Source organism: Nocardioides sp. Z21_20, from assembly GCF_059766585.1.
In genome coordinates this window covers 166430-183913 of record NZ_JCBAJX010000007.1, presented here as the reverse complement: position 1 = coordinate 183913, position 17484 = coordinate 166430, and the positions used below count along the sequence as shown (strand labels likewise).

Sequence of the window (17484 nt, the reverse complement as noted above, 5' to 3'; positions counted from 1 at the left end):
TCGGTCGCCTCAGTCGATGTCGCGACGTTCAGATCGAGGGCAAGCTGGCGTCGCGCCAGCTCCCCGGCGGCCTTCGCCCGTCGCACGCCGAGCGGGTCCACCGACCCCAACGCCTGCTGCTGCGCCGCACCGGCCGCGACCGCGGCGTCAAGGTCCAACGCGTCGGCGAGGTCCAGCTCACCGCGCACGGTCATGGTGCCGTCGTAGGAGACCTGATCGGTGTCGATGTCGAAACACCGCCCGTCCGCAGCCGCCCGGCGCCGCGCCTCAGCCTCCTCGGGCTGGAACCGGACCCGCGCCTCTTCGATGAGCCGGTCCAGGGCGGCGAGACCGATCTTGTGCGCCACTGCGGCGACGTGGGTGTCCACGAACCCCGCACCCGCCGGGACGAGGCTCATCGTCGCGTCCGCGATGCGCCGGGCCTTCCACGCCACGAGATCACCGCTGACGACCCGCGCCCAGACCCTTGGCAACCGGTGGCGCAGCTCCAGGGCCTGCCCCACATACCGCCGTCCGGCCTCGGTGGACATCCCGATGGCGAGGGCGAACTCGGTGACCGCGAACTCCGCCACCAACGGCGCCCCAGGTCCGGCGACCGGGATCCCGTGGTCGCCGTACGGCCCGTGGATGACCGCGGCCGCTTCCAGAGACTCCACCGAATGCATCGCAGCCCAGTCCACCGCCAGCTGCAGCTGCTCGGCCTCCGCGCGGTCCGCGGTCGTGCGCCGTACCCGCGCAGCGTCCAGCACCGCACGAGCGGTGTCAGGGGCTGCGGTCCGGGTCATGGATCCACTCAAGCAGGCGCCACCGACAGTCCTGCCCCCAGAAACCGCCACGACACGCGGACTGTGGAGAACTCATCCGAGTTGATTCTGAGGACGCTCGCTGGCGCTCGCTCCTGGGGCGCTTCGGGTGCGCCCGAACACCCGGCTCGCTGCCGCTAGGGTGACCCGGCATACACCCTGCGGGAGGGAGAAGGCGATGACCGCCACCGAGCACGAGAGCGACGTCGACCACCTCTGGCGTCGCTACAAGGGTTCCGGTGACAAGGACGCCCGCGACCGCCTGGTGCTGCAGTACTCCCCTCTCGTGAAGTACGTCGCTGGTCGGGTGGGCTCCGGGCTGCCGTCGACCGTCGAGCAGGGTGACCTGGTCTCCGACGGCGTGATCGGCCTGATGGACGCGATCGAGAAGTTCGACGTGGACCGCGGGCTGCAGTTCCAGACCTATGCCGTGCCCCGAATCCGCGGGGCCATCGTGGACGGGCTGCGGGCCTCCGACTGGGTCCCGCGCTCGGTGCGCGAGAAGATCCGCGACATCAACACCGCCCAGGCGACCCTCGAACACCGGCTGGGGCGGGTGCCCACCGACCGCGAGGTCGCCGCCGAGCTCGAGATTTCGGTGGGCGAGCTGCGCAAGCGCTACAGCGAGACGTCGTACACGAGCCTGGTCAGCGCCGAGGCCTCCGGCGTCGACGACTTCGCCCCCGCCGCCCCGGCCGCCGGCGGCCTCGACGCCGACGACCTGCCCGACGGCTTCCTCCAGGCCGTGCACGAGCTGCCCGAGCGCGACCAGGTGGTGGTGGCCCTCTATTACTGGGAGCGGCTCACGCTCGCCGAGATCGGCCAGGTGCTCCAGGTCAGCGAGTCGCGGGTCAGCCAGCTGCACAGCCGCGCCACGATGACGCTGCGCCGCAAGCTCGCCTCCTGATCCTCGCCGGCTACAGGGCGCGGATCCGGGCGTCCAGCTCGCGGCGGTTGTCGCGTCGTACGACGACCTCGACGACCTCGATCCCGCCGTTGGGCGAGGCCAGCGCGTGCTCCAACTCGGCCACCGACTCGACGCGCCAGTGCGGGGTCCGGGTGGCCGCGCACAGGCTCGCCAGGTCCACCCCGTGCGGCGTCGCGAAGAGACGGTCGAAGCTCTCCGCGTAGTTCGGACCGCCCTGCTCGAGCATCGCGAAGATCGAGCCGCCGTCGTCGTTGACCACGACGATCGTCAGGTCGGGGCGCTCCTCGTCGGGGCCCAGCACCAGGCCTGTGGTGTCGTGCAGGAACGTCACGTCGCCCATCAGCGCGAGGTTGCGGGAGCCGTGTAGGCGGCCCAGGGCGGCGCCGATGGCCGAGGAGATGGTCCCGTCGATGCCGGCCACGCCGCGGTTGGCGATCACCTTGCGCCGCTCCCCGACCGGGGTGGGCGGCGCCATCAGATCCAGGTCGCGGATCGGACTGGAGGCACCGACGAACAGCATCCCCTTCGGCGGTACGGCGCGGCTCACCGCAGCGGCCACCTCATGGGGAGTGACGCCCTCCTCTGTCGCCAGCAGCCGGTCCACCTCGCGAGAGACGGCGCGGTCCGCGGCCTGCCACTCCTCCAGCCAGGCGGGATCGTCGCTCGCGTCCTCGGGCACCTCGAGGGCGTCGTGCTCGGAGTCGACGGGGAACGGCCGCGTCGACCAGCAGCCCCGTGCCCGCAGCGAGACGACCTCCACGTCGTCGCGCTCCAGCAGGCGGGTGACCGGTCGCGACAGCGTGGGGTGCCCGGCGACCACCACCCGCTCGATGCGCCCACCCAGCTCGCCGTCCAGCAGCAGCCGATACGAGCGCAGCGCGTTGTCGCCGGTGCGGCACCCGGCGGTCGGCTCCGCGAACAGCGGCCACCCGGCGCGCTGGGCCAGGATCCGCGCCGGCGGGCCGGCGTCGTCGCCGGCGACGACGACGGTGCGGGGGCCGAGTGGGAGGGGGTGGGGTGGGGTGGGCCCTCCGTTGGGGACCAAACGGCGACCAAAACCCGCCTCGACCCGCCGTCTCTGCCCAATCGGCGCCACCTCCCACACCCCCTCCGGCACCAGCGGCGGCGTGAGCTGGACGTTGAGATGCACCGGCCCGGCGGCCTCCAGCGACGGCACCTCGCCCTCCGCGAGGTCGTGGAAGACGGCGGCGTCGCCGAAGATCCGGACCTGGTCGGTGGTCTGGCTGGCTCCGGTGCCGCGCAGCGACGCGGGCCTGTCGGCGGTGACCACGACCAGCGGCAGGCCGGCGTGGGCGGCCTCGAGCACGGCGGGGTGCAGGTTGGCGACCGCCGTGCCCGACGTGCACATCACCGCCGCCCGGGCGCCGACCTTGGTGAGCCCGAGCGCGAGGAAGCCGGCGCTGCGCTCGTCGATGCGGGTGTGCAGGCGCAGCAGCCCGGCGCGCGAGGCGTCGTACACCGCGAAGGCCAGGGGCGCGTTGCGCGAGCCCGGCGACAGCACCACCTCGGTGATCCCCTCGGCCACCAGCGCGGTGACGACGTCGCGGGCGAGCCGGGTGGCGGCGTTCATCGGCCCACCGCCCGCACCTCGGCGAGCCGGGCCTGCCAGTGCGCCACCCGCTCGGGGGCGGCGGCCAGCCGCAGCAGGGCCTCGTCGTCCACATCGGGTACGCCGACCGGCAGGGCACCGTCGACGGGGAGCAGCGCACGGGCCACCACGTCGTCGGTGAGCAGCTGGACCGTCGCCAGCCCGCACGCGTAGGGCAGCTCGGGCAGCGCCGCGGCGAGCGCGACCCCGGCCGCGATCCCGACCGAGCTCTCCAGCGCCGAGGACACCACGACCGGCAGGCCGATGTCCTCGGCGATGCGCAGGCACGCGCGCACTCCCCCCAGCGGCTGCACCTTGAGCACCGCGACGTCGGCGGCCTCCAGGTCCCGCACCCGGTAGGGGTCCTCGGCCCGACGGATCGACTCGTCGGCGGCGATGGGCACGTCGACGCGGCGGCGCACCAGCGCCAGCTCCTCGACGCTCGCGCACGGCTGCTCGACGTACTCCAGCCCACCCGCGGCCCGGTCGAGCACCCCGATCGACGACACCGCGGTGTCGACGTCCCACAGCCCGTTCACGTCGACGCGGATCCGCCCGCCCGGCCCCAGCGCGTCACGCACGGCCTCGACGCGCGCCTGGTCCTCGGCCAGCGTCTGGCCGGGCTCGGCGACCTTGATCTTGGCGGTCGTGCAGCCGCCGGCGCGGGTGATGGCGTGCGCCCGCTCGGCGTCCACCGCGGGCACGGTCACGTTCACCGGGACGCTGTCGCGCAGCGGCGCGGGCCAGTCCCCCGCGGCGGCCTCCTCGGCGCAGCGCAGCCACGGGGCGGCGACCCTCGCGTCGTACTCCAGGAACGGGCTCCACTCCCCCCACCCGGCCGGGCCGCGCACCAGCACGCCCTCGCGCACGGTGATGCCGCGGAAGCGAGTGCGCAGCGGGATCGACCAGACCGCAACGTCGCCGTCGGACAGGGTCATCGGGTCTCCTCCTTGAGGCGCAACCGGTCCACCTTCCCGTTGTCGAGCAGCGGCAGCTCGTCGACCACGCGCACCTCGCGCGGCGCCCACGAGCGCGGGTGCGCGGCCGCCACGAAGTCGCGCGCCTCGTCCAGCGAGATCGAGCCCACCACCCAGGCCACCACGCGGTGCCCCCACTCCTCGTCGGGGACGCCGAGCACCTCCACGGCGCGCACGCCCGGGTGCTCGCGCAGCCGGGCGGCGACGGCGGGGGTGGGCACGTTCACCCCGCCCGAGACGACCACGTCGTCGAGGCGGCCCAGCACCTGCAGGCGACCGTCCTCGTCGAGGCGGCCCGCGTCGGAGGTGAGGAACCAGCCGTCGACCAGGGACTCCCGGGTCAGGTCGGGGTCGCCGTCGTAGCCCTCGAAGAGCACCGGCCCGCCGATCCGGATCCGTCCGTCGGTGCCGATCGCCAGCGCCACGCCGTCCAGCGGCAGCCCGTCGTACACGCAGCCGCCGCAGGTCTCGCTCGACCCGTACGTCGCGACCAGGCGCACGCCGGCCTCCTCGGCGCGTCGGCGCAGCGCCGGGTCCATCGGCCCGCCGCCCACCAGCACCGCGTCGTACGTCGCGAGCGCGGCGGAGTCGGCCTCGGAGGCCTCGGAGGCTTCGAGCAGCCGGTGCAGCTGCGTGGGCACCAGCGAGGTGTAGCGCGGCCCCCCGCCCAGCGCGGCCGTCGCCGCCGCGAACGAGGCGTGCTCCTCGAGCAGCACCGGGTCGTGCCCGGCGGCCAGGGAGCGGACCACGACGTTGACTCCCGCGACGTACGGCGCGGGCAGGGTCAGCAGCCAGCGGCCCCGGCCGTCGCCTCCGCGGGCGGCCAGCCGGCGCGCAGACGCCTCGGCCGAGGCCAGCAGCGCGCGGCGCGACAGCACCACCCGCTTGGGGCGCCCGGTGGAGCCGGACGTCTCGACCGCGAGCGGCTCCGGCTCGCGCGTCTGCGCCAGCCAGTCACGCAGCGCCGCGACGACCTCGGCGGACGTGCCACGGACCGGGCGCAGTGAGCTCACCGGCCCAACGCTAGTCGGAGCCGCCGCCGGGCTCGGCGCCGGCCGCGTGTGAGAATCCTTCGTCGTGGCCACTCCCGCTCAATGGATCGCCGGGTCCCGCCCCCGGACCCTCCCCGCCGCCGTCGCCCCGGTGCTCGCCGGCACCGGCGTCGCGGCGTACGTCGCCGAGCCCGTGTGGTGGAAGGCGGCGCTGGCGATGGTGGTCGCGCTCGCCCTGCAGGTGGGGGTGAACTACGCCAACGACTACTCCGACGGGATCCGCGGCACCGACGAGGACCGGGTCGGGCCGATGCGCCTGGTCGGCTCCGGCGCGGCCACGCCCCGGGCCGTGAAGCTCGCCGCCTTCGCCGCGTTCGGCGTCGCCGGCGTCGCCGGGCTGGGGCTGGCCGCGGCGACCGCGTGGTGGCTGCTGGCCGTCGGCGTCGTGTGCGTGGTGGCGGCCTGGTACTACACCGGCGGCTCGAAGCCGTACGGCTACCTCGGCCTCGGCGAGGTGATGGTCTTCGTGTTCTTCGGCCTGGTCGCGGTCACCGGCACCACCTACGTGCAGACGGAGTCCTTCGGACGCGACGTGGCGCTGCCCGCCCTGTACGCCGCGATCGGGATCGGGGCGCTGGCCTGCTCCATCCTGGTCGCCAACAACCTGCGCGACATCCCCACCGACACCGAGGTCGGCAAGCGCACCCTGGCGGTGCTGCTCGGCGACTCCCGGACCCGCGCCCTGTTCACGCTGCTGATGGCCGCTTCGGCCGTGGCGCTGCTCGGCGTCGCCCTGGAGACGTCGTGGTGGGCGCTGCTCGGCCTCGGGTACGCCGTGCCCGCGCTGTCCGCCGTACGCGTCGTCGTCGGAGGCGCTCGAGGCCTGGCGCTGATCCCGGTCCTGCAGAAGACCGGGGTCGCCGAGCTGCTCTACGGGCTGGGGATGCTGGCCGGGCTGCTCATCGCCTGATCCGCCGCCTGCCCCGCAGCGCGTCGAGCCACTAGTCTGAGCCCCATGTGGTTCTTGATCCTGGTCGCTGTGGTGGTCGCGGCCGTCGTCGTCTACAAGCTCCGGGTGCCGATCCTGGCCAAGGTCCTGGGCCAGCCGCCCGCCCGTATCGAGCGGCACCTCGAGCGCCGCGCGATCGAGCGCAAGAAGCGCCGATGAGCGAGTCGAGCACCACGCTCAGCGCAGTCGCCCCCCGCAAGTACACGCTGACCGACGACGAGATGCCGACGCACTGGTACAACCTCGTCGCCGATCTGCCCACGCCGCCGCCGGCGCCGCTGCACCCGGGCACCCACCAGCCGGTCGGGCCCGACGACCTGGCTCCGCTGTTCCCGCCGGAGCTGATCGCGCAGGAGGTGAGCGGCGAGCGCTTCGTGGAGATCCCCGAGGCCGTGCGCGAGGTGTACCTGCAGTACCGCCCCTCCCCGCTGTTCCGGGCCCGCAACCTCGAGCGCAAGCTGGGCACGCCGGCGCGGATCTACTTCAAGTACGAGGGCGTCTCCCCGGCCGGGTCGCACAAGACGAACACCTCGGTGCCGCAGGCCTACTACAACAAGCAGCACGGCATCTCCCGGCTGACCACCGAGACCGGAGCCGGCCAGTGGGGCACCGCGCTGGCCTACGCCTGCTCGCTGTTCGACATGGAGTGCGAGGTGTGGCAGGTCGGGGCGTCCTTCGACTCCAAGCCCCAGCGACGCACGCTGATCGAGGTCTTCGGCGGCAAGGTGCACCGCTCCCCCAGCCGGATGACCGAGGCCGGCCGCGCCTTCGGTGAGGACCATCCCGGATCGCTGGGCATCGCGATCTCCGAGGCCGTCGAGCTGGCAGCACAGGACCCGGAGGCGAAGTACGCCCTCGGGTCGGTGCTCAACCACGTGCTGCTGCACCAGACGATCATCGGCGAGGAGGCACTGCTGCAGCTGGCCAAGGCCGGCGAGAGCGGCGCCGACCTCGTCATCGGCTGCGCCGGCGGCGGCTCCAACCTGGCCGGGCTGATCTTCCCGTTCCTGCGCGAGAAGCTCGCCGGCAACCAGGACCCGCGGCTGATCGCCGTCGAGCCGACCTCGTGCCCGACGCTGACCCGCGGCGAGTACCGCTACGACTTCGGCGACACCGCCGGGCTGACCCCGCTGATGAAGATGTACACCCTCGGCCACGACTTCGTGCCCTCCCCGATCCACGCGGGCGGGCTGCGCTACCACGGCATGGCGCCGCTGGTCTCGCACGTCGTCCACGAGGGGTACGTCGAGGCGCGGGCGCTGCACCAGAACGAGTGCTTCGAGGCGGCTATCGAGTTCGCTCGCTGCGAGGGCATCGTGCCGGCGCCCGAGTCGTCGCACGCGCTCGCCCAGATGCGCCGCGAGGCCCTGGCCTGCGTCGAGTCCGGTGAGGAGAAGGTCATCGTCGTCGGCCTCTCCGGCCACGGCCTGCTCGAGCTCGGCGCCTACGACTCGTTCCTGCGCGGCGGCCTCGAGGACGACGCGCTCTCCGACGCCGACCTCGGCGCCGCGCTGGCCGCCGTACCGACGATCGGCTGAGGCGGCGTCGGTTTCGACGCCGTTTGGTCCCCAACGGCGGCTTCTCACGCCGATAACCGCCGTTGGGGACCAAACGGCGACCCTTCTAGGCCGTTCTAGCCCGCCGGCCGGGGCTGCGGCCATCGCCGACGCTTCACCATCCGGTTGCAGCGCCGCGAAGGTCTCCGCTCCGGGTCAGTTGGTCCACACGGGGTGGGTGACGATGTCGCGGACCTGCTTCATGGTCAGCGCCGGTACGTCGGCCGCCAGCACCGTGCGAGAGACGCTGCTGGACCTCACCGATTGGTCACAGACGGAGGCGTTCCGGCCCCGATCCTCGCCGTTGGGGACCAAACGGCAACCCTGCCGGGCCTTTCCTCACCCGACCGGCTCCGCCCACTCCCCCGTCGCCCCGAACCCCTCCAGCGCCTTCGTGTACGGCGCGAGGTCGAGGCCTTGGGCGGCCACCCAGTCGTCGTCGTAGTAGGTGTGGGCGTACCGCTCGCCGCCGTCGCACAGGAGCGTCACCACCGAGCCGGACTCGCCGCGCTCACGCATCCGGGCGATCAGCCGCAGCGCGCCCCACAGCGCGGTGCCGGTGGAGCCGCCGACCGAGCGGCCGGTGACCTGGGTGCACCACCGGGCGGCGGCGATCGAGGCGGCGTCGGGGACCGCGATCATGCAGTCCACGACGGCGGGCTGGAAGGACGGCTCGACCCGAGGCCGGCCGATGCCCTCGATCCGGGAGGGCCCGCCCGTCGCTCCCAGGTCGCCGCTCTCCCAGGCGCGGAAGAACGCGGACTGCTCGGGGTCGACGACGCACAGGCTGGTGGGCAGCCGGCGGTAGCGGATGAACCGGCCGATGGTCGCCGAGGTGCCGCCGGTCCCCGCGCCGACGACGATCCAGGTCGGCACCGGGTGCCGCTCGTGGGCGAGCTGGCTGAAGATCGACTCGGCGATGTTGTTGTTGCCGCGCCAGTCGGTGGCGCGCTCGGCGTAGGTGAACTGGTCGAGGAAGTGACCGCCGGTCTCCTCGGCCAGGCGCCGTGACTCCGCGTAGATGGTCGCGGGCTCGTCGACGAGGTGGCAGCGCCCGCCCTGGAACTCGATCAGCTCGATTTTCTCCGGGGAGGTGCCGCGCGGCATCACCGCGATGAACGGCAGCCCCAGCAGCCGCGCGAAATAGGCCTCGGAGACCGCGGTCGAGCCGGACGACGCCTCGATCAGCGTGGTGTCCTCGCGGATCCAGCCGTTGCACAGCCCGTAGAGGAACAGCGAGCGCGCCAGCCGGTGCTTGAGCGATCCGGTCGGGTGGACCGACTCGTCCTTGAGGTAGAGGTCGATGCCGGCCCCGGAGATCGCGGTGGGCAGCGGGAAGACCAGCAGGTGGGTGTCGGCCGAGCGGTTGGCGTCGGCCTCGACGCGCCGGATGGCCTCGTCGAGCCAGGCGCGGCGGCCCCGGTCACTGTGGTCGGCGACGTGACAGCCTTCGGGCGAGGCGCCCACTCAGTCGACGTCCTCGCGGGACTTGACCTGCTGCATCCGGGCCGAGGCCCGCTCGGCCCGCTCCTCGACGCGGCGGGCGAACGCCTCGCGCGGAGCGTTGAGCAGGAAGTACGACGCGATTCCGGAGATCACGAACGCGACGATGAACGGCCAGAGGACCGGCAGTTGGTTGCCGGAGGTCACCAGGAGGTAGATCCCGGCGACGAGGGCGTACGACGCGACGAACAGGGCCAGCCGCAGGGCGGTGTAGATAGCGAACTCCTTCACGCCCCCAGGGTAGTTCCCACCATGGGGCACCTACTCTTGAGGTGTGCTGAAGTTCGTGCTGGTCGTCCTGCTGTTCGCGGTGGCGTTCTACCTGACCATCCGGGTCATCGAGCGCCGCGGCCTCCAGGGAGGCGGGCCCGATGACGGCTCCGGTGGCCGTCCCGCGCCGCCTCGGCCGCTGGGACCCGACGACGACCCGGACTTCCTGTGGCAGCTCGACCGTCGCAAGCGGCACCCGGAGAAGCGCTCCGACGACGACGGCCCGGACCCCACCCCGCCCGAGCCGGCCTGAGGCCGGTCCGGCGGGCTGGCGGCACTACGCCGACTCGACGCTGACTGACGCGACGCTGACTGACGCGACGCCGTCCGGCTCGACGCTGACCGACGCGGCCGGGGCGGCGTAGGAGTGCTGGCTGCTGGAGCTGAAGAAGTTGATGCCGATGAAGTTGAACCACAGCGTCGCCAGCCCGATCAGCGCGATGTAGGCGGCGTTGCGGCCCTTCCAGCCGGCGGTGGAGCGGGCGTGCAGGTAGGCGGCGTACACGACCCAGGTGATGAAGGCCCAGACCTCCTTGGGGTCCCAGTTCCAGTACGACGACCAGGCCTGGTGCGCCCAGATCGGCCCGGTGATCAGCACCGCGAAGGTCCACACCGGGAACGCGAACGCGTGCATCCGGTAGGAGATCCGGTCCAGCGTCTGGGTGGAGGGCAGGCGGGCGATGTAGCCGCTCTGCCGGCCGCCCCAGCGCTCCTTGACCAGGAACAGCAGCGAGACGATGCCGCCCACCGTGAACGCCCCGGTCGCGATCACCGCGGAGACCACGTGGATGACCAGCCAGGGCGAGTCGAGCGCCTCGGTCAGCGGCGCGACGCCCTCGTAGAGCCAGATCACGTCGGCCATCAGCGTGGCCAGCACGAAGCCCACCACCAGCGGCGCCATCCAGTGCAGCGCGAACTTCCGGTACGCCGCCAGGTAGATCACCGAGACGAAGAACGTCCCGGCCAGCGTGAACTCGTACATGTTGCCCCACGGCACCCGGTTCGGGTCCGCGGCCATGCCGCGCGCCACCAGCGCCACGAGGTGCACGGCGGTGGCCAGGATGGTCAGCAGCACCCCCAGCCGCCCGAACAGGGCGATCTTCTGGGAGTCCGCCGGGGTCGAGGCGGCGTCCTTGGACAGCACCGGCGGTGTCCCGGGCGCGGCGGCGCCGACCGGCACGGACTCGCGACGCCCGGCCTGCTCGGCACCCACCGGCACCTTGCGCAGCGCGCTCCACTCGATGAGGTGCGCCAGCAGCGCCAGGAAGTAGACGAGACCTGCGGCCGCCACCGCCTGATTGCTCAGAGTCTCCCAGGACGCGTCGCTCACGGCTTCTCCTCCAGTGCGGTTCCATCAGGTGTGTCGTGCGGTGCGCCGTCGTGCGGTGCGCTGTGCGAGGCGTCGTCGTCGGGTACCGCTCCCCCGAGCGCGGCCACGATCTCGTTGAGCTCGGCGTCGACGTCGCCGCCGCCGGAGCGGTCGAGACCCGCCACCTCCACCAGTGTGGCCCCGCCCTCGGGCGAGACGCGAACCCAGACGCGACGGGGCCGGATGAACAGCGACCCGAGCAGGCCGATCAGCGCGAGCACCACCCCGGTCAGCGCGACGAACTTGCCGGGGGTGCGGCTGATCTGGATCTTGTTCCAGCGCTGGATCGAGTCGAAGCTGACCGAGCCGGCGCCGTTCGGCAGCTCCACCGAGTCGCCCATCGCCAGGTCGATGCGGAACATCGACCCGTCGGGCTTGGTGACCACCTCGGCGTCGGCCTTGTCGAGGGCGTAGACCGACTGCCCGCCGCTGTCGTCCATGCCGAGGTCGCCGGTGTAGGCGAGCATCGAGATGGCCGGGTTGAGCGCGTCACCGAAGGCGGAGAACGGCCCGCTGGCGTCGGTGAAGCCGTAGGTCGGGTAGAGCTCGCCCTCGAGCCCGATCTGGGTGGGCTCCGCGTCGGGCGCCTTGACCACGCCGAAGGAGCGGAAGCTCTCGTCGGTGGGCAGGAAGATGGTCGGGCCGCTGTAGGCGACGTCGCCGTTGCCGTCGCGCACGGTGATCACCGGGGCGTAGCCGTGCCCGATCAGGAAGATGTCGGTCTCCCCGATGGTGAGCGGGTGGTTGACCTTGAGGTCGTACTTCTTCGGCTCGGCGTCCAGGCTCTCGCCGTAGGTGATGTGCGAGACGAACTTCTGCGCCATCCCCGCCCGCGGGCCCTTCTTGAGCCACTCGATGTCGAAGTCGTCGACGTTGAAGTAGAACGGCTCCATCTCGCCGGCGTCGAAGAGGGTGCCGGGGACCAGGTCGTCGTACTGGGTGGGGCTGTTGGAGAAGCCGTTGCCGACCACCAGGATCACGCCGCCCTTGTAGCCGAACAGGCTGCCCATCGCGAACCCGACGAGCACGATCACCACCGACAGGTGGAAGACCAGGTTGCCGGCCTCGCGCAGGTAGCCCTTCTCCGCCGAGACCGCGCCGTCGCGGACCTCGACGCGGTAGCGCCGCTTGCGCAGCACCCGGCGGGCCCGTTCGAGCAGCTCCTCGGCGGAGTCCGACGAGGTGTACGACGTGTGGTCGGGAAGCCGCCCGAGGTGGCGCGGGGCGCGCGGGGGCCGCGAGCGCAGCGCGCGCCAGTAGACCCGGGTGCGGGGCAGGATGCACCCCACCAGCGAGATCATCAGCAGGATGTAGATCGCCGAGAACCACACCGAGTCGTAGACCGAGAACATCCCCAGGCGCTCGTAGATCGGCGTCAGCTTGGGGTGGGCCTCCTGCCAGCGGGAGGCGGCCAGCGAGTCGACGTCCTCCTGGGGGATCACCGAGCCCGGGATCGCCGCCAGCGCGAGCAGGAACAGCAGCACCAGCGCGGTGCGCATGGAGGTGAGCTGGCGCCAGGCCCAGCGTGCCAGCTCCAGGGCGTTCAGCTCGCCGGGACGGCGATCGTCAGGGCCGGACCCGTCCGGGCCCCGCTCCTCCGCCTCGTCCACGAGGTTCTCGACGTGCCCCTCGGGGCGCCGGTCGTCGGCCTGTCTGGTCGTCACACATCCACCTGGTAGCCGGAGATCAGGTTGCTCTGCAGCCAGGTCACGGCGTGGTCCCACCAGCCGGTGACCAGGGCGATGCCGACGGCGATCATCATCAGCCCGCCGATGCGCATCACCCAGGCCTGGTGGCGGCGCACGAACCCGACGGCACGCAGCATCTTGCGGTAGGCCAGGGCCGCCACGATGAACGGCAGCCCCAGCCCGGCGGCGTAGAAGCCGGAGAGCAGGGCACCGCGCCCGGCGGTGCCCTCGTTGTAGGACAGCGTGTAGATGACGCCGAGCGTGGGCCCGATGCACGGGGTCCAGCCGACGCCGAACAGGAAGCCGAGGAAGGGCGCGGCGACCAGCCCGACCGCCGGCACCGAGTGGAAGCGCAGGTCGCGCTGGAAGATCCGCACCGCGCCCATGAAGACCAGCCCGAGCACGATGGTGATCACGCCGAGCACCACGTTGAGCGTGCGGCGGTACTCGAAGAGCCAGGTGCCGACGGCACCGGAGATGGAGCCCAGCAGCACGAAGACGGCCGAGAAGCCGAGCACGAAGAGCACCGAGCCGAGCAGCATCCGCCCGCGGCGCCCCTCGCCGCCGGTGCTGGCCAGGTCCGCCCCGGACAACCCGGTGGCGTAGGAGAGGTAGCCCGGCAGCAGCGGGATGACGCACGGGGAGAAGAAGGAGACCAGCCCGGCGATGACCGCGATCGGGATGGCCAGCGCCAGCGAGCCGGAGCCGGCGATCTCCTGGAAGGTCTCACCCATCGCCGGGGCTCCCGGAGGGGTCGGCCGGCTGGTCGGGGCCGGTCTCGGCGAGGACGTCCTCGGCCAGCGTGGTGAGCGTGACCTTGGAGGGCACCTCGCCGATGATGCTGGCCGCGACGCGCCCCTGCGCATCGAGCACCAGCGTGCTCGGGATCGTGTTGGGGGTCAGCGTCCCGGCGAACGAGAGCAGCGCCTTGCCGTCGGGCGAGAAGACCGAGGGGTAGGGGATCTCGAAGCGGCGCACGAAGCTCTGCGCCTGGTCGATGGCGGGGTCGCGGACGTTGATCCCGAGGAAGCCGACCCGGCCGTCGAGCTCGGCGGCCGCCTCGGCCAGCGCGGGTGCCTCCGCCCGGCACGGCGGGCACCAGGAGCCCCACACCACCACCACGGCCGGCTTGCCGCGATAGTCCGCCAGCGAGACGGGCCGGCCGTCGAGGTCCTCCCCCTCCAGCGCGACCGGGTCGTCACGCTCGGCCGGCTCGACCTCGACGACGGTGCCCTTGCCGGTGATGTAGCCCTTGTCGCCGGTGCCCTCCATCGACGAGCAGCCCGCCAGCAGCGCGAGCAGACAGACGAGCAGAACGGGTGCCAGGTGACGCTTCAGGGTCGCTTCTCCTCGGGTGCGCCGCCGGCGGAGAACGTCGCGCCGCGGTCCTTGACCGGGATCAGGTCGCCGGCCGGCTCGGAGTAGGAGACCTGGGAGAGGGTGTCGCCGACGAAGTGCAGCGAGGTGAGCGAGCACAGCGTGCACTGGCGCTTGCGCGGGTCGTGCAGGAAGGAGCGCCGCTCCACGTGCAGGCGGGTGGTCCAGATCGGCAGCTGGTGGGAGACGACCACGGCCTCGTGCCCGCGCGCGGCGTCGCGCGCGTCGTACACGGCCGCCATCATCCGGGCGGCGACCTCGGTGTAGGGCTCGCCCCACGAGGGCCGGAACGGGTTCCACAGGTAGCGCCACGACGCCGGGTTGCGCAGCTCGTTGTTGCCCTTGCCGAAGGTCTTGCCCTCGAACTTGTTGGTCGACTCGATCACCCGGGGGTCGATGCTCACCTCGAGCCCGCGCCGCTCGGCGAGCGGGCGGCCGGTCTCGCGGGCGCGCTCCAGCGGCGAGGAGACCAGGTGGGTGATGTCGCGCTCGCCGATCTTGTCGGCGACCTGCTGGGCCATCTTCTGCCCGAGCGCGGAGAGGTGGAACCCGTCGCGGCGGCCGTAGAGCACGCCGTCGGGGTTGTGCACCTCGCCGTGACGCAGCAGGTGGACGATCGTGCGCTCGCTCATGTTCAGGCTCCTTCGACGGTGGCCGCGGCAGCGCGGGCGGCGTGGGGCAGGGCGTCCAGCACCCGCTGCACGGCGCGGTCGTCGTGGGCGGAGGAGAGGAACCACGTCTCGTAGGCCGACGGCGGCAGGTAGACGCCCCGGTCGAGCATGGCATGGAAGAACGCCGCGTAGGCGGCGGTGTCGGTCGTCGAGGCGTCGGCGAAGTCACGGACCTCGGTGTCGGTGAGGAACACCGAGAACATCGTGCCGGTGGACTGGATCCGGTGCGCCACCCCGGCGGCGCTCAGCGCCTGCGCGGTGGCCGCCTTGATGGTCTCGCCGGCGGCGGTGATGTGGGCGTAGACCTCGTCGTCTGCCAGGCGCAGCGTGGTCAGCCCGGCGGTCGTCGCGATCGGGTTCCCCGACAGCGTCCCGGCCTGGTAGACCGGCCCCTCGGGGGCGAGGTGGGCCATCACGTCGGCGCGACCGCCGAACGCGGCCGCGGGGAAGCCTCCGCCCATCACCTTGCCGAAGGTGGTGAGGTCGGGGCGCCAGCCCTCCCGGGCCCCGTCCAGGCCCCACTGCCCGGTGCGCGAGGCGCGGAAGCCGGTCATCACCTCATCGCTGACCAGCAGCGCGCCGTGCCGGGTGCAGGTCTCGGCCAGGAACGCGTTGAAGCCGGGCTCGGGCGGGACCACGCCCATGTTGCCGGGGGCGGCCTCGGTGATCAGGCACGCGATCCGGCTGCCGTGCTCGGCGAACGCCTTCTCCACCGCCGCGCGGTCGTTGTAGGGCAGCACCAGCGTCAGGGCGGTGGAGGACTCGGGGACCCCGGGGGTCCCCGGCACCGCGAACGTGGCCAGACCCGAGCCGGCGGAGGCCAGCAGCGAGTCGACGTGGCCGTGGTAGCAGCCGGCGAACTTCACCACCAGGTCGCGCCCGGTGAAGCCGCGCGCCAGCCGGATCGCCGACATCGTGGCCTCGGTGCCGGAGGAGACGAAGCGGACCCGGTCGACGCTCGTGCGCGCCACGATCTCCTCGGCCAGCTCGACCTCGGGCCGCGTCGGCGTGCCGTACGACGTGCCGCGCGAGACGGCGTCGACGACGGCGGCGCGGACCTCGGGGTGGTCGTGGCCCAGCAGCATCGGGCCCCACGAGCAGATCAGGTCGACGTACTCGTTGCCGTCGACGTCGGTCAGCCAGGCGCCGCTGGCCGAGGCGATGAACCGCGGGGTGCCGCCGACGGCGTTGAAGGCGCGGACCGGGGAGTTGACCCCGCCCGGGGTCACCGCCCGCGCCCGCGCGAACAGGGCGTGGGAGCCCGAGGTCAGGTCGGTGGGGTCTGTCACGCGGTTCATTCTCCCCGAGACGACCAAGCCCCACGAGCCCAGGGCCAGGGACGTGCGGCCTGGATCACGATGACCTCCGTCTCAGATACAAGATCCAGAGGGAGACGCACGCCACATTCGCAGGTTAAATTGGCGTAACCGAGGGTTACGCATCTCGTTGTTGGAAACACGTGAGCTTTGAGGGAGCCGCGACGAACCGTCGTCTGCTAGGGAGAGGGACTCATGACCAAGCCACGCTTCGGACGTGTGCAGAAGGCCACCGCACTGGTACCGCTGGCCCTGCTCTCAGCAGCCTGGACCGCCAGCCTCGCGAGTGTCGGGGGCATCAGCACCGCGTCCGCGGGCTTCCAGGCCGACCCCCACCTGCCGGACGGCACGAGCGTGCCCACCGAGGCGATCGAGGCGCCCGCCAGCGTCTCGCTGCCCGGCGTGGTCGCGCCGGCGGTGCCCACCGGCAAGGCCACCTCCGTGGTCGCGACGGCCTCGACCAACGGCATCCCGGCCGCCGCCCTGGCGGCCTACCAGCGCGCCGAGACCGTGATCAACTCCGCCGACAAGAGCTGCAAGATCAACTGGCAGCTGGTCGCGGCGATCGGCCGGGTGGAGTCCGACCACGGGCGCTACGGCGGCAACCGGCTCGACGACGACGGCATCGCCCAGCCCGGCATCTTCGGCATCGCGCTCGACGGCACCCGCAACACCGCCCAGATCGCCGACACCGACGCCGGCCAGCTCGACAACGATCTGAAGTTCGACCGTGCGGTCGGCCCGATGCAGTTCATCCCCTCGACCTGGTCGGTGGTCGGGGTGGACGCCGACGGCGACGGCAAGCGCAACCCCCAGGACATCGACGACGCGGCGCTGGCCACGGCGGTCTACCTGTGCTCGGGCAACGACGACCTCTCCAAGGAGGCCGGTCAGCGCAAGGCGGTCCACCGCTACAACCACAGCGACGAGTACGTCGACCTGGTGCTGTCGATCATGCAGGCCTACGCCGAGGGCGACTTCACCTCGGTCCCCAACAGCACCACCTCGGCGGCCATGTTCGTGCCGGAGGTGACCGCCCCGACCCGCCCCGCGCGCGGCGCCGCACCGGCACGTCAGCCCGGGCGAGGCGGCGACAACCTCGTCGCCCAGCCGCCGAGTCAGTCCTCGGAGACGCCGCAGACGTCGCCGCAGCCTCAGCAGCCGAGCCGCCCGCAGCAGCCGGCGCCCTCGCAGCCCGCGCCGAGCAAGCCGCCGAAGGCGGGTCTCCCCCCGATCGTGAAGAACCCCGGCCAGGTCATCACCGACCCCGGCCAGGCGATCGAGGACACGCTGACCTGGACCGAGGCCCGCGCCCAGTGCATCGCACGGGGGCTGACCACGCTCGACCTGGGCGCGCTGACCCGCTGCATCACCGAGATCCTGGCGCCCTGAGCGCGCTGTGCCTCACCCCGGCCC

The 17484-nt window shown here is 72.5% G+C and carries 17 protein-coding genes and 1 pseudogene; 6 read left to right on the top strand and 12 right to left on the bottom strand.

Features of this window, described 5'->3' with window-relative positions; all coding sequences use genetic code 11:
• Positions 1-785: pseudogene (locus AC6EH9_RS13305) on the bottom strand (HNH endonuclease signature motif containing protein); the annotation flags it as partial.
• 196 nt (positions 786-981) lie between these two features.
• On the opposite strand from AC6EH9_RS13305, the gene AC6EH9_RS13300 reads away from it, so the two are divergent.
• On the top strand, positions 982-1710 hold the full coding sequence (locus AC6EH9_RS13300; protein WP_498423785.1) for a FliA/WhiG family RNA polymerase sigma factor: 729 nt from the start codon (positions 982-984) through the stop codon (positions 1708-1710).
• Between the two features lie 10 nt (positions 1711-1720).
• Here AC6EH9_RS13300 and menD read toward each other — a convergent pair whose 3' ends face one another.
• The 3 genes from menD to AC6EH9_RS13285 are packed head-to-tail and all read right to left on the bottom strand — an operon-like array spanning position 1721 to position 5330.
• Entirely contained in the window at positions 1721-3322 is a 1602-nt protein-coding gene (gene menD / locus AC6EH9_RS13295) for a 2-succinyl-5-enolpyruvyl-6-hydroxy-3-cyclohexene-1-carboxylic-acid synthase (protein ID WP_498423783.1), read from the bottom strand.
• Positions 3319-4278: an o-succinylbenzoate synthase gene (locus AC6EH9_RS13290; RefSeq protein ID WP_498423781.1), complete on the bottom strand. Its 960-nt coding sequence runs from the start codon at positions 4276-4278 to the stop codon at positions 3319-3321. Before AC6EH9_RS13290 ends, menD begins: the two co-directional genes overlap by 4 nt.
• On the bottom strand, positions 4275-5330 hold the full coding sequence (locus tag AC6EH9_RS13285) for an AMP-binding protein (protein WP_498423779.1): 1056 nt from the start codon (positions 5328-5330) through the stop codon (positions 4275-4277). Before AC6EH9_RS13285 ends, AC6EH9_RS13290 begins: the two co-directional genes overlap by 4 nt.
• A gap of 64 nt (positions 5331-5394) precedes the next feature.
• Between AC6EH9_RS13285 and AC6EH9_RS13280 the strand changes: the two genes are divergently transcribed.
• From AC6EH9_RS13280 to AC6EH9_RS13270, 3 genes are read left to right on the top strand one after another with little or no spacing between them, the layout of a single operon-like run.
• Complete coding sequence (locus AC6EH9_RS13280) at positions 5395-6279, top strand: 1,4-dihydroxy-2-naphthoate polyprenyltransferase (protein WP_498423777.1); 885 nt, start codon at positions 5395-5397, stop codon at positions 6277-6279.
• A gap of 45 nt (positions 6280-6324) precedes the next feature.
• Complete coding sequence (locus tag AC6EH9_RS13275; protein WP_498423776.1) at positions 6325-6477, top strand: hypothetical protein; 153 nt, start codon at positions 6325-6327, stop codon at positions 6475-6477.
• Positions 6474-7856: a TrpB-like pyridoxal phosphate-dependent enzyme gene (locus AC6EH9_RS13270; RefSeq protein ID WP_498423774.1), complete on the top strand. Its 1383-nt coding sequence runs from the start codon at positions 6474-6476 to the stop codon at positions 7854-7856. The genes AC6EH9_RS13275 and AC6EH9_RS13270 overlap by 4 nt, the downstream gene beginning before the upstream one ends.
• 357 nt (positions 7857-8213) lie before the next feature.
• On the opposite strand, the gene cds1 is transcribed toward AC6EH9_RS13270, so the two are convergent.
• Both cds1 and AC6EH9_RS13260 read right to left on the bottom strand, forming a co-directional pair.
• The gene (cds1, locus tag AC6EH9_RS13265; RefSeq protein WP_498423772.1) at positions 8214-9341 is read right to left on the bottom strand and encodes an L-cysteine desulfhydrase Cds1; all 1128 of its coding nucleotides are present in this window, start codon (positions 9339-9341) and stop codon (positions 8214-8216) included.
• On the bottom strand, positions 9342-9608 hold the full coding sequence (locus tag AC6EH9_RS13260; protein ID WP_498423770.1) for a DUF4229 domain-containing protein: 267 nt from the start codon (positions 9606-9608) through the stop codon (positions 9342-9344).
• A gap of 43 nt (positions 9609-9651) precedes the next feature.
• Here AC6EH9_RS13260 and AC6EH9_RS13255 point away from each other — a divergent pair, with 43 nt between their 5' ends.
• Positions 9652-9900, top strand: coding sequence for a hypothetical protein (locus tag AC6EH9_RS13255; protein WP_498423769.1), 249 nt, complete (start codon positions 9652-9654; stop codon positions 9898-9900).
• Between the two features lie 24 nt (positions 9901-9924).
• Here the strand turns inward: AC6EH9_RS13255 and ccsB are convergent, their stop codons facing one another.
• The 6 genes from ccsB to hemL all read right to left on the bottom strand — a co-directional run bounded on the left by ccsB (position 9925) and on the right by hemL (position 16023).
• A complete protein-coding gene (ccsB, locus tag AC6EH9_RS13250) occupies positions 9925-10977 on the bottom strand; it encodes a c-type cytochrome biogenesis protein CcsB (protein WP_498423768.1) in 1053 nt (350 codons plus the stop codon).
• Positions 10974-12680: a cytochrome c biogenesis protein ResB gene (resB, locus tag AC6EH9_RS13245; RefSeq protein WP_498423766.1), complete on the bottom strand. Its 1707-nt coding sequence runs from the start codon at positions 12678-12680 to the stop codon at positions 10974-10976. The genes ccsB and resB overlap by 4 nt, the downstream gene beginning before the upstream one ends.
• Positions 12677-13438, bottom strand: a complete 762-nt coding sequence (locus AC6EH9_RS13240) for a cytochrome c biogenesis CcdA family protein (protein WP_498423765.1) — start codon at positions 13436-13438, stop codon at positions 12677-12679. Before AC6EH9_RS13240 ends, resB begins: the two co-directional genes overlap by 4 nt.
• The gene (locus AC6EH9_RS13235; protein WP_498423763.1) at positions 13431-13976 is read right to left on the bottom strand and encodes a TlpA disulfide reductase family protein; all 546 of its coding nucleotides are present in this window, start codon (positions 13974-13976) and stop codon (positions 13431-13433) included. Before AC6EH9_RS13235 ends, AC6EH9_RS13240 begins: the two co-directional genes overlap by 8 nt.
• Before the next feature lie 62 nt (positions 13977-14038).
• Complete coding sequence (locus AC6EH9_RS13230; RefSeq protein ID WP_498423761.1) at positions 14039-14713, bottom strand: histidine phosphatase family protein; 675 nt, start codon at positions 14711-14713, stop codon at positions 14039-14041.
• 2 nt (positions 14714-14715) lie between these two features.
• Complete coding sequence (gene hemL / locus AC6EH9_RS13225) at positions 14716-16023, bottom strand: glutamate-1-semialdehyde 2,1-aminomutase (protein ID WP_498423794.1); 1308 nt, start codon at positions 16021-16023, stop codon at positions 14716-14718.
• 240 nt (positions 16024-16263) lie between these two features.
• On the opposite strand from hemL, the gene AC6EH9_RS13220 reads away from it, so the two are divergent.
• Positions 16264-17460, top strand: a complete 1197-nt coding sequence (locus AC6EH9_RS13220) for a lytic transglycosylase domain-containing protein (protein WP_498423760.1) — start codon at positions 16264-16266, stop codon at positions 17458-17460.
• The last annotated feature ends 24 nt before the right edge of the window (positions 17461-17484 follow it).

Excerpts from the sequence above, each read along its gene's own strand:
- AC6EH9_RS13290 (WP_498423781.1), bottom strand. The coding sequence starts at position 4,278 with ATGACCCTGTCCGACGGCGACGTTGCGGTCTGGTCGATCCCGCTGCGC.
- AC6EH9_RS13230 (WP_498423761.1), bottom strand. The coding sequence starts at position 14,713 with ATGAGCGAGCGCACGATCGTCCACCTGCTGCGTCACGGCGAGGTGCAC.
- AC6EH9_RS13235 (WP_498423763.1), bottom strand. The coding sequence starts at position 13,976 with ATGGAGGGCACCGGCGACAAGGGCTACATCACCGGCAAGGGCACCGTC.
- AC6EH9_RS13240 (WP_498423765.1), bottom strand. The coding sequence starts at position 13,438 with ATGGGTGAGACCTTCCAGGAGATCGCCGGCTCCGGCTCGCTGGCGCTG.
- menD (WP_498423783.1), bottom strand. The coding sequence starts at position 3,322 with ATGAACGCCGCCACCCGGCTCGCCCGCGACGTCGTCACCGCGCTGGTG.
- AC6EH9_RS13275 (WP_498423776.1), top strand. The coding sequence starts at position 6,325 with ATGTGGTTCTTGATCCTGGTCGCTGTGGTGGTCGCGGCCGTCGTCGTC.
- AC6EH9_RS13300 (WP_498423785.1), top strand. The coding sequence starts at position 982 with ATGACCGCCACCGAGCACGAGAGCGACGTCGACCACCTCTGGCGTCGC.
- AC6EH9_RS13220 (WP_498423760.1), top strand. The coding sequence starts at position 16,264 with ATGACCAAGCCACGCTTCGGACGTGTGCAGAAGGCCACCGCACTGGTA.
- AC6EH9_RS13270 (WP_498423774.1), top strand. The coding sequence starts at position 6,474 with ATGAGCGAGTCGAGCACCACGCTCAGCGCAGTCGCCCCCCGCAAGTAC.